The sequence below is a fragment of the Aliidiomarina sp. genome (assembly GCF_047920995.1).
In the GTDB taxonomy this organism is placed as follows: Bacteria; Pseudomonadota; Gammaproteobacteria; order Enterobacterales; family Alteromonadaceae; genus Aliidiomarina.
The window spans coordinates 20403-34652 of record NZ_JBLRWZ010000011.1 but is presented as its reverse complement, the minus strand read 5'-3'; the positions used below and the strand labels follow the sequence as shown (position 1 = coordinate 34652).

General features: G+C 46.9%; 11 protein-coding genes. 5 read left to right on the top strand and 6 right to left on the bottom strand.

Annotated features, from left to right (window positions below):
- Genes pepA through ACNA7P_RS04465 form a run of 3 tightly spaced genes read left to right on the top strand, consistent with a single transcriptional unit; the run spans window position 1 to window position 4801 of the window.
- Window positions 1–1506: a leucyl aminopeptidase gene (gene pepA / locus ACNA7P_RS04475; RefSeq protein WP_416257419.1), complete on the top strand. Its 1506-nt coding sequence runs from the start codon at window positions 1–3 to the stop codon at window positions 1504–1506.
- Window positions 1507–1968 (top strand): DNA polymerase III subunit chi, encoded by a 462-nt coding sequence (locus ACNA7P_RS04470; RefSeq protein ID WP_416257418.1) that lies wholly within the window; start codon window positions 1507–1509, stop codon window positions 1966–1968.
- The gene (locus ACNA7P_RS04465) at window positions 1961–4801 is read left to right on the top strand and encodes a valine--tRNA ligase (RefSeq protein ID WP_416257417.1); all 2841 of its coding nucleotides are present in this window, start codon (window positions 1961–1963) and stop codon (window positions 4799–4801) included. The genes ACNA7P_RS04470 and ACNA7P_RS04465 overlap by 8 nt, the downstream gene beginning before the upstream one ends.
- Before the next feature lie 99 nt (window positions 4802–4900).
- Here ACNA7P_RS04465 and rraB read toward each other — a convergent pair whose 3' ends face one another.
- The 6 genes from rraB to nudF form a co-directional block, all read right to left on the bottom strand.
- A complete protein-coding gene (gene rraB, locus ACNA7P_RS04460) occupies window positions 4901–5296 on the bottom strand; it encodes a ribonuclease E inhibitor RraB (RefSeq protein ID WP_416257416.1) in 396 nt (131 codons plus the stop codon).
- Between the two features lie 20 nt (window positions 5297–5316).
- Window positions 5317–6048: a 1-acylglycerol-3-phosphate O-acyltransferase gene (locus ACNA7P_RS04455; RefSeq protein ID WP_416257415.1), complete on the bottom strand. Its 732-nt coding sequence runs from the start codon at window positions 6046–6048 to the stop codon at window positions 5317–5319.
- 124 nt (window positions 6049–6172) lie between these two features.
- Window positions 6173–8452 (bottom strand): DNA topoisomerase IV subunit A, encoded by a 2280-nt coding sequence (gene parC / locus ACNA7P_RS04450; protein WP_416257414.1) that lies wholly within the window; start codon window positions 8450–8452, stop codon window positions 6173–6175.
- Window positions 8453–8499: 47 nt separating this feature from the next.
- The gene (gene parE, locus ACNA7P_RS04445; RefSeq protein WP_416257413.1) at window positions 8500–10386 is read right to left on the bottom strand and encodes a DNA topoisomerase IV subunit B; all 1887 of its coding nucleotides are present in this window, start codon (window positions 10384–10386) and stop codon (window positions 8500–8502) included.
- An 80-nt stretch (window positions 10387–10466) separates the two neighbouring features.
- Window positions 10467–10919 (bottom strand): DUF1249 domain-containing protein, encoded by a 453-nt coding sequence (locus ACNA7P_RS04440; protein WP_416257412.1) that lies wholly within the window; start codon window positions 10917–10919, stop codon window positions 10467–10469.
- On the bottom strand, window positions 10916–11539 hold the full coding sequence (gene nudF, locus ACNA7P_RS04435) for an ADP-ribose diphosphatase (protein WP_416257411.1): 624 nt from the start codon (window positions 11537–11539) through the stop codon (window positions 10916–10918). Before nudF ends, ACNA7P_RS04440 begins: the two co-directional genes overlap by 4 nt.
- A gap of 271 nt (window positions 11540–11810) precedes the next feature.
- On the opposite strand from nudF, the gene tolC reads away from it, so the two are divergent.
- Both tolC and lpxL read left to right on the top strand, forming a co-directional pair.
- Window positions 11811–13163 (top strand): outer membrane channel protein TolC, encoded by a 1353-nt coding sequence (gene tolC, locus ACNA7P_RS04430; protein ID WP_416257410.1) that lies wholly within the window; start codon window positions 11811–11813, stop codon window positions 13161–13163.
- Window positions 13164–13281: 118 nt separating this feature from the next.
- A complete protein-coding gene (gene lpxL / locus ACNA7P_RS04425) occupies window positions 13282–14247 on the top strand; it encodes an LpxL/LpxP family Kdo(2)-lipid IV(A) lauroyl/palmitoleoyl acyltransferase (protein WP_416257409.1) in 966 nt (321 codons plus the stop codon).
- The last annotated feature ends 3 nt before the right edge of the window (window positions 14248–14250 follow it).

Genomic DNA, 14250 nt, shown 5'->3' with positions numbered 1-14250 from the left:
ATGGAATTCAGTGTAAAAAGTGGTAGCCCAGAGAAGCAACGTTCAGCATGTATTGTTGTTGGCGTTTTCGAGCCCCGCAGACTATCACCTGCAGCGGAACAAATCGACAAAATCAGCGATGGCTACTTAAGTAATCTACTCCGTCGTGGTGATATTGAAGGCAAACCGGGCCAAGTGCTTTTACTGCACAATGTTCCAAATGTGCTCAGTGAGCGCATTCTATTAGTTGGCTGTGGTAAAGAGCGCGAACTTGATGAGCGCCAGTACCGCCAAATTATTAGCAAAACCATTGCTACGTTGAATGATACCGGCGCCATGGAAGCTGTATGCTTCTTGAGCGAATTACATGTAAAAGGCCGCGATACCTATTGGAAGGTACGCCATGCAATTGAAGCTGCACAAGCTGGCTTATATGTATTCGATCAATTAAAAACACATCGTGAAGAACCTCGCCGGCCACTGCGGAAAATGGTATTTAACGTGCCTACACGGCGCGAATTGCCTATTGGCGAGCGCGCTGTAGCACACGGTTTAGCCGTAGCAAAAGGGGTGAAAATTGCCCGTGATGCCGCTAACATGCCACCGAATATCTGCACGCCAATGTGGCTCGCAGAACAAGCTGAAGTGGTTGCCGAAAACTACGCCAATCTCAGAATTGAGCGTATCAATGAAAGCGATATGGCTGAACTTGGTATGAATGCGTACCTCGCAGTGAGCCGCGGTTCTGATAACCCAGCCGTAATGACCTTAATGCATTATCAAGGTGCTGGCGATGATCGCGCCCCTATTGTTTTGGTAGGTAAAGGCCTTACGTTTGATTCCGGTGGTATTTCCATTAAGCCATCAGAAGCGATGGATGAAATGAAATACGATATGGGTGGTGCTGCTGGTGTTCTTGGCACCATGCAAGCCCTGGCAGAATTGCAATTGCCTGTGAACGTAATTGGTATTTTAGCTGGTTGTGAAAACATGCCTGATGGCCGTGCTTACCGCCCGGGCGATATTATTAAAACCATGTCTGGGCAAACGGTGGAAGTGTTGAACACCGATGCCGAAGGCCGTTTGGTATTATGCGATACGCTTACATACGTAGAGCGCTTTAACCCAGAATCAGTAATTGATATTGCTACGCTAACTGGCGCCTGTGTGATTGCACTTGGTGCTCATGCTACCGGTATGATGAGTAATCATAATCCGCTAGCACATGAACTTTTGAACGTATCCAAGCAAAGTGGTGATCGTGCATGGCAACTACCATTATGGGATGAATATCAAGAAATGCTAGATAGCCCATTTGCCGACATGACCAACCTTGGTGGCCGCCCAGCAGGAACCATTACCGCGGCATGTTTCTTATCGCGGTATACCAAGAAATATCACTGGGCACATCTAGATATCGCAGGAACCGCGTGGAAAGGCGGCAAAGACAAGGGTGCAACGGGCCGTCCGGTACCTATGCTTACCCAGTTTTTGCTAGCGCGCGCAGGCGCAGCACAAGGCGAGTAAGTGGCTAAAGTAACTTTTTATGTGCTCCCTAGCTCCGGGGAAGCTGCATTGGCGAAAGCGGTGGCCACCATTGTTGGCCAGCTCGCCAAGCAGCGGCGCCGTGTAGTGGTGATTGCAAGTAATCAAGCACAAGCCGAATTAATTGATGAAGCCCTTTGGCAAATACCTGCGGCGCAATTTATTCCGCACAATTTAGTAGGCGAAGGGCCAATTGCTGGAACACCGGTATTGATTGGCTGGGAGCAAAGTGCTGCTGAACTTTGCAAGCAACGTAACGTTGTTTTGAATCTGCAGCCCGTAGTACCCGAGCTTACTCGCCAAATTCAAGTAATTATAGATTTTGTTCCCGCCGATGATGCGGGTAAAGAACAAGCGCGTGAACGGTATCGGCACTATCGCAGCCTTGGCATGCAGCTTGATACCCAACCCGCTCCCGAAGAAAACGAAGGACACCATGGATAAAACCTACTCCCCACAAAATATTGAACAACGTTTGTACGAACATTGGGAACAGGCCGGATATTTTCGTCCATCAGGCCAAGGCGAATCCTATTGCATTATGATTCCACCGCCAAATGTAACTGGCAGCTTGCATATGGGCCATGCGTTTCAACATACGCTGATGGATACCTTGGTGCGCTATAAGCGAATGGATGGTTTTAATACCCTATGGCAAGTGGGTACCGATCATGCCGGTATCGCAACACAAATGGTTGTGGAACGGAAACTTGCTACTCAAGGCTTGGATCGGCATACACTTGGCCGAGAAAGTTTCATTGATAAAATTTGGGATTGGAAGGCTGAATCAGGCGGTACTATTACGCAACAAATGCGGCGTTTGGGAGATTCGGTAGATTGGGATCGTGAGCGCTTCACCATGGACGAAGGCTTATCTACTGCCGTACAAGAAGTGTTTGTGCGCCTGTATGAAGACAAGCTCATTTACCGTGGCAAACGTTTGGTAAATTGGGATCCCAAGCTAAAAACAGCGATTTCCGATCTCGAAGTAGAGAATAAAGAGAGCAAAGGCAGCATTTGGCATCTGCGGTACCCACTTGCAGATGGCGCAACTACTGCCACTGGCAAAAATTATGTAACAGTTGCCACCACTCGCCCAGAAACCATGTTGGGCGATGCTTGTGTTGCGGTGCATCCGAAAGATGAGCGTTACGCAGATCTGCATGGTAAGTTCATTGAATTACCGCTCACTGGCCGGCGTATTCCCATCATTGCCGATGATTATGTAGACCAAGAGTTTGGCTCTGGCTGCGTAAAAATCACGCCGGCACATGATTTCAATGATTATGAAATTGGCAAACGCCACGATCTTCCACTGATCAATATTCTTAGCGATGATGCGTATATTTTAGGTGCGGCAGAAGTATTTAATGTGCAAGGCTTGCCGCGCACTGATGTTGATACCAGCTTGCCGGGCGAATTTGCCGGCTTAGAACGCTTTGCTGCGCGTAAGGCAATTGTTGCCGCTTTAGATGAACTGGGCTTGTTAGAAAAAGTAGCCGAGCATGATAACAAAATCCCCTATGGCGATCGCTCAGGTGTAGTAATTGAACCCTACCTTACCGACCAATGGTATGTGCGTGTTGCGCCACTTGCAGAAACTGCCACTAAAGCTGTTGAAAATGGTGATATTCAATTCGTACCAAAGCAATACGAAAATATGTACTTCAGTTGGATGCGGGATATTCAAGATTGGTGCATCTCGCGGCAATTGTGGTGGGGGCACCGTATCCCCGCTTGGTACGATGCAGAAGGCAACATATTTGTAGGCCGCGATGAAGCAGAAGTGCGAGCTAAACATAACCTTGGTGATCGTGAGCTACAGCAAGATAACGATGTACTGGATACCTGGTTCTCATCTGCACTGTGGACCTTCTCAACCTTAGGCTGGCCGGAAGATACGGAAGCACTGAAAACCTTCCATCCTACCGATGTATTGGTTACGGGCTTCGATATTATTTTCTTCTGGGTAGCTCGCATGATTATGATGACCATGCACTTCCTAAAAGATGAGGATGGCAAGCCACAGGTACCGTTTAAAACCGTGTACGTAACCGGCTTAATTCGTGATGAGCAAGGCAATAAGATGTCGAAATCCAAAGGCAATGTAATTGACCCGCTGGATATGATCGACGGTATCGAGCTGCCTACCCTACTTGAGAAACGTACCAGTAATTTGATGCAAGAGAAGCTTGCCGAGCAAATTGCTAAGCGTACCCAGAAGGAGTTTCCAGAAGGTATTTCTGCGCACGGCACCGATGCATTACGTTTCACGCTAGCGGCGCTCGCCTCTACTGGGCGTGATATTAACTGGGATATGAAACGCCTAGAAGGCTATCGTAACTTCTGTAACAAGCTTTGGAACGCTAGCCGTTATGTATTAATGAATACGGAAGATCAAGATTGTGGTGCCAACGGCGGCGAAATGCAGCTTTCATTGGCTGATCAATGGATTATTGAACGTTTCAATGGCACCGTGCAGCAATTCAGAAGCGCGCTCGATAACTATCGCTTTGACCAAGCCGCAGCAATTGCTTACGAATTCACTTGGAACCAATTCTGTGATTGGTACTTAGAACTTACTAAGCCAGGTTTGCAACATGGTACTGCCGCCCAGCAACGTGCTACCCGCTATACCTTGGTAAACGTACTGGAACAGCTGTTGCGCATGTTACACCCGTTGTTACCTTACATTACCGAAGAGATCTGGCAGCGAGTAGCACCACTGGCAAACAAACAAGCAGACACCATTATGCTGCAACCATACCCACAAGTTCGGCCTGTGCAGTATGCGGCTGCCCAAGACGACATGGAATGGTTAAAGCAAGTAATTGTTGGCATTCGTAACGTGCGCGGGGAAATGGATTTATCGCCAAATAAAGCGCTCCCTGTATTGATCGCGAATGCTGATGAAGTAGCCATGCGCCGCTTACAGGAAAATGAAAGCTTCCTAAGCGCGCTAGCAAAGCTAGAATCGGTAACCTTCCTAGCTGCTGGCGAAGAAGCCCCCGCAAGCGCTACGGCGCTGGTAGGCCGCATGGAAATCAATATTCCGATGGCTGGCTTAATTGATACCGCGGCAGAACTTGCGCGGCTTGATAAAGCAATTGAAAAAGCACAAAAAGAACTGCAACGGGTTAGCGGGAAACTATCGAATGAAAACTTCGTTAGCAAAGCGCCAGCTGATGTTATTAGCAAAGAACGTGCTAAACAGGCAGAAGCGCAAGAGCTTGTTGATCAGTTACAGCAACAGCGCCAGCGAATTGCTGCTATCTAGCTCCAGTGCTGAATAACAAAAACCCCCGGTAATTTCTTATCGGGGGTTTTTTAATGCTTCGCTTGCGCGTACTACATTAAGCTAATGCAGTAGAGGCTTTCATTCTAACTCGGAATCGTCGTACTCTTCCCAGTCTACTTCACCTTCGTCATCATCGCCTAAGAACGTTCCCCAGCCATCATATTCAACGCCGCAGGCATCTGCTACTTGGGTAATTTCTCGGGTTTGCGTTGCCAAAACACTTTTATCTAACGCTGTTTCAGTAACCGCAGCAAAGTAGAAACATGGTTTGCCATCATCTAGTTCAAACTCTTCAGCTTCATCTACGTGATAGCCCAACTTAACAATCTCTACCGCTGCTTTTTCTAATCGGCTAAAATCACTGCTCACTAAGTGATGCTCTATTTCGAGCTCATCTTCTATGGTAAGCCCTGCTTCTAGAATTGCATCAATGGTTGCATCGCTTTGCGCCAATAAGGCTTCTAAATCGTTCACGAGATTTAATCTCCTCGCTGCTACTCGGCAGCTTTTTCGCGGTTGAGTTCTTCGTCTAAGGCTTCAATTTTATCATGCATTAGCTGATAGGTTTCGGCAATCAACGAACGAATGCTTTCTCGCGAATACGTATCGGTAGCGATTGGCGGAAGCATCTCAATAATGATTTTACCATTATTCCAACGGTTCAGTTTAATCTTTTTGTGCGTAGAGCTCATACACACCGGTACAATGGGCACGCCAGCTTGCACTGCCGTATGAAATGCTCCAGTTTTGAAGGGCAATAAACCGCGGCCATAGCTGCGTGTGCCTTCGGGGAACATCCAGATAGAAAGCTGTTTTTCATTAATCGCTTTTACCGCTGTATTAATGGTGCCATGGGCACGCGAACTATTCGCGCGATCAATCAAAATATTGCCCGAAAGCCAGTATATTTGGCCAAAGAACGGAATCCATTTTAAGCTCTTTTTCCCAATGCTCACTGTGCCTTTGCGCAATGAACGGCTCATGGTAAAAATATCCCAGCTGTTTTGGTGATTCGCAACATATACAAACGGCCCTCCCGCTTGTACGCTGGCCGGCACGCGAATTTCGAGTTTAGTACCCAAGAGCTGGTGCATACTCCCAAAAACACGGGCGGCAACATGGGTATTATCCCGATGAAATGGACGCAACAGCAGTAGTAGCGAGCCAATAATGCCCACCAAAACAATAAACACACCCAAAATCAAAATACGAATTACAGCTAACATGCGTACACTCACTTAAAAATTTAGCGCTCAGTATAACGTGCTAAAAAAGAAATTTCTCAAAAAATAAAGGCCTCTCTGGTAAAACTAGAGAAGCCTTTGAGCGTACAGATGTTTATCGTAAGGGTTACAATTCTGGCTCTGTACCTTCTTCCGGCGCAACCACTGTTTCCTCTACTAGCAACGCGTCTACACGCTGCAAGCCGCGCGGTAGTTTATTGCCACGGCGGCCACGATCACCACGATAGTGCTCAATGTCGGCTGGTTTCAGCTGTAATTTCCGTTTACCGGCAATTACTGTAAGCACGCTATTCGCTGGCATTACCGCAATAGCTTGCAGATATTCCTCACGCAACTTCGCCCGGCTAGAAGGAATACTGATAATCTTATTCCCTTTACCTTTGCTTAATTGCGGTAAATCTTTCACTGGGAACACCAGCAAGCGCCCTTCATTAGACACCGCTACTACTAAATCTTCGGAGAGATTATGAATGGGTTGTGGCGGCAAAACTTTCGCAGAACTTGGTAGGCTTAATAGCGCCTTACCGTTCTTCACTCTGCTTTGCATATCACTATACGGAGCTACGAAACCGTAACCGGCATCAGAAGCCAACAGCCACAACTGATCATCTTTACTCATCAATACTTGGCTAATGCTCTCACCAGCTACTAAGCTAAAGCGCCCCGTAAGTGGTTCACCTTGGGTTCTTGCAGAAGGTAAGGTGTGTGCCTCGCAACTAAAGCTTCGGCCACTGCTATCAATAAATACTACCGGCTGATTACTGCGCCCAGAAGCCTGAGCTAAATAACCATCTCCCGCTTTGTAGGCGAGCTTTTCACCTTCTACATCATGCCCTTTCGCACAACGCACCCAACCTTTTTCTGAAAGTACTACCGTTACCGCCTCTGAAGGCGTTAGTTCGCGCTCTGATAACGCCCGCGATTCTTTCCGTTCAATCAATGGCGAACGGCGATCATCACCGTATTTCTCAGCATCGGCCAGTAGTTCTTTCTTCACCAATGTTTTCAAACGACGTTCAGAATTAAGCAGCAAGTTTAAAGCATCACGCTCTTTTGCTAATTCTTCTTGCTCACCGCGCAGCTTCATTTCTTCAAGCTTCGCTAAATGACGTAGTTTTAACTCTAAAATAGCTTCTGCTTGCGTATCGGAAAGCCCAAAGCGGCTCATTAATACTGTTTTTGGATGATCTTCCCGACGAATAATTTCGATCACTTCGTCTAAGTTAAGGTAGGCAACCAACAAACCTTCCAAAATATGCAAGCGCCGCTCTACTTTATCCAAACGGTATTGCAAACGGCGCGTAACCGTTTGTATTCGGTACTGTAACCATTCGTTTAAGATACGCAGCAAAGGTTTCACTTGTGGGCGGCCATCAAGGCCAAGCATATTCAAGTTTACTCGGTAACTTTTCTCAAGATCTGTGGTAGCAAATAAGTGCGCCATAAGTTGCTCAACATCAATCCGATTTGAGCGTGGAACTACTACTAAACGTGTGGGGTTCTCATGATCTGATTCATCGCGCAAATCAGATACCATCGGCAGCTTTTTCGCTTGCATCTGCGCGGCAATTTGTTCTAAAACGCGATTACCTGAAGCCTGATGTGGCAATGCATCAATAATCACTTCACCATCTTCAACAAAGTAGCGCGCGCGCATTTTAATACTGCCGCGCCCGGTTTCGTAGATTTTACGAATATCTTCAGCAGGTGTAATTACTTCGGCATCCGTTGGGTAATCAGGCCCTTTTACATACTCAAGAACATCTTCAAGAGTTGCTTTCGGGCTTTCTAACAACATCGCACAGGCGTTGGTAATTTCCCGCACGTTATGTGGCGGTATATCAGTAGCCATACCCACTGCAATACCGGTAATACCATTCAATAAGATATGTGGTAAACGCGCCGGTAATATTTTCGGCTCTTGCATGGTGCCATCAAAATTAGGCACCCAATCTGATGTGCCTTGGCCAAGTTCACTAAGCAGAACTTCACTGAAACGTGACAAACGCGCTTCCGTGTAACGCATGGCTGCAAACGATTTCGGGTCATCTGCAGAACCCCAGTTTCCTTGCCCGTCTACCAATGGATAACGATAGGAGAATGGCTGCGCCATTAACACCATGGCTTCATAACATGCGGAATCACCGTGCGGATGAAACTTACCTAATACATCACCCACCGTACGGGCGGATTTTTTGTATTTTGCTAATGCCGAAAGGCCTAGCTCCGACATTGCGTAAATAATTCGCCGTTGCACCGGTTTTAAGCCATCACCAATGTGTGGTAATGCCCGATCCATAATTACGTACATCGAATAATTCAGGTACGCATCTTCGGTAAACTTATGCAGTGGGAGCTGTTCGATATTCTCGATTGGTACGCTCATCTACTATCCTGTTTATTCTTATTAAAATTTATCTGCGTTGTTGGCGGTTATAGTAACTCTACTAAATTACCTTTGCTTTCTAACCATTCACGGCGATCCGGGGAACGTTTTTTCGCCAACAACATATCCATTAATGTTTCGGTATCTTGGGTATCATCAACGGTTAACTGCACTAAACGCCGAGTATTTGGGTCCATGGTAGTTTCCCGTAACTGCAAAGGGTTCATTTCACCCAAGCCCTTGAAGCGCTGCACATTCACTTTACCTTTGCGTTTTTCTGCTTCGATACGATCCAAAACACCCTGTTTTTCGCTTTCATCAAGCGCGTAAAACACCTCTTTACCCACATCAATACGGTACAACGGTGGCATTGCTACATAGATATGCCCGGCCTCAACTAAAGGCCGGAAATGTTTTACAAATAAAGCGCACAATAGAGTGGCGATGTGTAAACCATCCGAATCAGCATCCGCTAAGATACAAAGCTTGCCGTAACGAAGTTGCGATAAATCGATGGCGCCGGGATCAACGCCTAAGGCTACCGATATATCGTGAATCTCTTGCGAGCCTAAAATCTGATCTGGGTCTACTTCCCAAGTATTCAAAATCTTACCGCGTAAAGGCATAACCGCCTGAAACTGCCGATCTCGTGCTTGCTTCGCTGAGCCACCAGCAGAATCACCCTCAACCAAAAAGAGCTCACTACGGTCTGGATCTTGGCTGGCGCAATCCGCTAACTTACCCGGCAAAGCTGGGCCTTGGGTAACCCGTTTACGAATTACTTTCTTTGCGGCTTTCATACGGCGTTGAGCGCTAGAGATACAGAGATCAGCGATTTGCTCTGCTAAATCCGTATGCTCGTTAAGCCACAGGCTAAAGGCATCTTTTACTACGCCAGACACAAACGCCGACATCTGCCGCGAACTTAAACGCTCTTTCGTTTGCCCAGAAAACTGTGGGTCTGCCATTTTTACCGATAAAATATAACTACAACGATCCCATACATCTTCTGGCGTTAACCGCACTCCGCGGGGCAGTAGATTACGAAATTCACAAAACTCACGCAGTGCCTCTAACATCCCTTGGCGCAAACCATTCACATGGGTACCGCCTTGGGCGGTTGGAATTAAATTCACATAGCTTTCCGCAAGCCCTTCACCACCTTCCGGCAACCAAGTTACCGCCCATTGCGCCGCTTCTTCAGTAGCACTGAACTCACCGATAAATGGCTCTTCTGGTAAACGTGGTAAATCATGCAAGGCTTCTACTAAATAATCACGCAAGCCACCCTCATACAACCAGGTAATGCTTTCACTATTAATGTGGTCTTTGAAGGTAATGGTAAGCCCAGGGCAAAGCACTGCTTTTGCACGTAACTGATAACGTAGCCTGGTTATCGAGAATTTCGGAGAATCAAAATATTTAGGATCGGGCCAGAAGCGCAAGCGAGTACCGGTATTGCGTTTACCGCAGGTACCGGTAACTTCTAAATCGGTTACCTTGTCACCATTTTCGAACGCCATTTCATGCACTTGCCCATCCCGGCGCACGGTAACATCAACCCGGGTAGATAATGCGTTCACCACACTGATACCTACACCATGCAAGCCACCGGAGAACTGATAGTTTTTGTTCGAGAACTTACCACCAGCGTGCAGCTTCGTCATAATCAGCTCTACGCCAGGCATTCCCTCGTCGGCATGAATATCAACAGGCATGCCACGGCCATCATCAATTACTTCTAAAGATTGATCGGCATGCAGTATTACTTCAATGGTTCGCGCATGGCCGGCCAAAGCCTCATCTACGCTATTATCAATTACCTCTTGCCCCAAATGATTGGGCCGAGTGGTATCGGTATACATGCCGGGGCGCCGTTTCACCGGTTCGAGGCCGTTGAGTACCTCAATGGAATCAGCTTTGTAATCTGTCATAGTGAGCGTTACCTAATATTCTTGTTCTTTCGGCTATCCTGAAATGTTCGCTAGCAAAAGGCAAGCTTGATTGTTCGATATTATCGATTTAGCAAACAATTTAATGCCAAAGGCGATCTGCCACGTGCAAAGCATAGCCGCAACCACGCAGCGAGATGTTGGTTAAGTTGCAGTTTTTCATCTTTACGATGGCGTATATCTCGCAAGTTTGCTGGCTGCAACGCGGTTAAGCGTTCTTGCCCCTGGCAATCAACAATCTCTGCCATACGCGCATCGTGATACAAACGCACCAAAAAGCGCGCTTGTAGGTATTCTGCTACATTTGGTGCCACTTGGGTAACCAGCAAATCCGTAGTGTAGCGAGCTTGGGCTGTTGGCTGTAAGGTAAACGCCATTTGCTCGCCCACTTCAATACACTTTGCTGCCGAACTCTCTGTTACTTGTGCCACACCAAATAGTTTCGCCAGCGCGGAATAATTCCGTTCCGCCAAACTATGTAGCTCTTGTAAGTTCGGAACATAACGTTTATTCACGAAATCTCCTCATAGCCCCACTCGCGGCGGAATCGATTTAAATGCAAACCAAGCCACTGCATACCAATAACAGAAGCAGCGTTATCAATAGTGCCATCTTCGAGCATCTGCATCACTTCGGTGCGCGGTAATCGTTCTACTTTTATATCTTCATGTTCACTGGCAAGGCCACCATAGTGATTCGCTTCACTACCATCTACCTGCGCCAAATAAATAAAAATCCGCTCTGTCATGCCGCCAGGGCTGGATAAATAGCTTAACGCATAGTGCAACGATTTGGCGGTTAAGCCAGCCTCCTCCTGCAACTCACGGGCCGCAACATCAATCTGTTCTTCGCCCGGCTCAACCATTCCCGCCACTAATTCTCGTAGCCATGGTGTGGCGCTGCTAGCGATAGCGCCTACTCGAAATTGCTCGAGCAACACTACTTCATCGCGCACAGGATCATATGGAATTACCACTACCGCATTACCGCGGTCCATAATTTCTCTGCGCATTACTTCGCTCCAGCCACCGGCGAATAATTTATGCCGCAGCGTGGCTACTTGCACTCGAAAAAAACCTCGATAAACCTCGTCCGTATTAATAATTTCCACGTCCTGCTGGGTAAATTCAGACAAAAGATACTCCTTGATTAAACCATAAAAGGTATTTATTACGTATGTTGCTGCTGAATTAGATGTTTAAGCTCACACATACGTGTACCGCAGGAATGCTGCATATTACCGAGTTAAGCAAAGCATAAGCAAGAATTGCCACAAACAATCTGTTACACTTCGCCGCATTCGAACATAGCCTTTAAGGCTTATCAAACGCGCAATAAGTGGCTAGAATAAGCGCTGTTTAGATTGCTATCAGCTGTACCTTTTATGACAAAGGAAAATGACACTCATGAAAATCAAATTCTTGGCAGTTGCACTTACCATGGGATTGGGTTTAAGCACCGCGCCAGCTCAAGCAACAGACCTTTCTGATATCTATCGTTTAGCGTTAGAGAATGATCCACGATTATTGCGTGCTGCGGCCGAGCGTGATGCGGCGAAATCGGGCGTAGATATATCACGTGCCGATTGGTGGCCACAAATCAATTTCGGTATGAGCTATTCTGATACCAGTTCAGATAACGTTACCACCACTGAAAGCGGCTTTATTACCGGCAAAGTAGATACCACTTCATTTAGCCAAGAAGTTTCATTGTCGCAAACTGTGTTTAATCTTGGCACCTGGAAAGCAACTGCAATTACTGAGAAACAAGCATATCAAGCGGAAGTAAATTACTTACTGGCTCGCCAACAGTTAATGTTACGAGTAACCGACGCTTATTTCGCCGTATTGCAAACACAAGACAGTTTAGAATTCGTACAAGCGGAAAAGCGTGCTATTGAGCGTCAGCTAGAACAAACCAAGCATCGCTTTGAAGTAGGTTTAACCGCAATCACTGATGTTCACGAAGCCCAGGCGCAGTTTGATAATGCCATCGCACGGGAGATTCAAGCTGAGAATGCGGTTGAAATTGCACTGGAAGGCTTACGGGAAATTACTGGTCGCCAACATTATGATATCGCCCGCTTAAACACCGAGCGCTTCTCTCCTGTGCGTCCAAACCCACAAGGTGTTGAGCAATGGATCCAGTTAGCCCACGATCGTAACCTGCAGTTACTGATCAGCCGCACTGGCTTAGAAATTGCTGACCAACGTATCGAGCTTGCTCGCACTGGCCATTACCCACGCGTTAGTTTGAACGCAAGTTACTCAAACCGCGATCAAGATACGAGCCGTGCTGGTAACTCAACCAACGTAAATGGCTTAAATTCTCGCAACGTTGGTTTACAGTTAACATTGCCGTTGTATTCTGGTGGCAGAACAATTGCCAGTACTGAACAAGCACGTAACGATTATGTTGCCGTAAGCCAAACATTGGAAGAAAACCGCCGTATCGTAGAGCGCACAGTGCGTAGCGCTTATTTCGATGTAGTAGCAAGTATTTCCAGTATCCGCGCTTTTGAGCAAGCTGTTGTTTCAGCAGAAAGTGCGTTGAACGCAACACAAGTAGGTTTAGAAGTGGGTACTCGTACCATTGTAGATGTGCTTGATAGTACGCGGAACCTATTCAATGCGCGCCGTAATTTATCAGAAGCGCGCTACACTTATGTGAATCGTATTTTAGCGCTGTATCAAGCTGCAGGTATGATTTCAGAAAGTGATTTGCTCACCATTAATGACGGCTTAGCTCGAGTAAATTAATCTCGGAAAATATCCACCGTTGTTTATATTGTGTTCTTGAAGCCGGCCATTTGGGTCGGCTTTGCTTTTTGTGCTAGCACTCAGTTACAATCATGCGAAATTGTTTAAGGTATCACTCGTGCAATCGAATCATAAAAATCAACCTAAAAATCAGCACTCTGTTGCCATGCCCCGGTTCCGCTTGTACTTCTTTCACCCTAAATTTTGGGGCACTTGGTTGTTGGTTAGCGTGTTATACCTCATTTCTTGGTTACCATTCCGGTTACAGCTGCTGCTCGGCAAGGGCATTGGTAAATTGCTGTATAAGCTGGTACCAAAACGCACCAAAGTAGCACGGCGCAATCTCCAGCTAGCGTTCCCAGAAATGCCGGAACATGAGCGCGAAGCACTCATTAAGGAAAACTATCACAACATGGGCATCGGTTTGCTAGAAACCGGCATTGCTTGGTGGTGGCCTAATTGGCGCATTCGCCGCAAGTTGCATGTAGAAGGCTGGGAGCATATCGCCAATGCGCAAGCTGAAGGCAAAGGAATATTTCTGGTGTTATTCCACTTTCTAAACCTTGAAGTACATGCCCGCATGGTTGGCCTAGTGCAGCCTGGAGTAGGTTTATACCGCCCCCACAACAACGCACTAATGGAGTATCTGCAAACCAAAGGCCGTAACCGTAGCAATAAATATATGGTTCGGAAAAGGGATGTGCGCGGCATGCTAAGAGCGCTGGATAGCGGTGAGCTTTGTGGTTACTTGCCAGATCAAGATTATGGCCGCAGCCGTTCGGTTTTTGTGCCTTTATTTGCGGTTCCTGATGCAGCAACTACCACAGGAACAACCATCTTTGCCGCTACAGCGAACTGTACAACGCTTATTAGTACGCTCGAACGCTTGCCGGGTACACAAGGTTATAAGCTGCGTATCATGCCGCCGCTGACCGAAATTCCCAGTGGCGACGCTACGGAAGATGCACGGCGCATTAATAAAGAAGTTGAACGGGCAGTAAACACTATGCCCAACATGTATATGTGGGTGCATCGGCGCTTCAAAACTAGGCCCTCAGAAGATATGCCAAGCTACTACGAGTAAGAG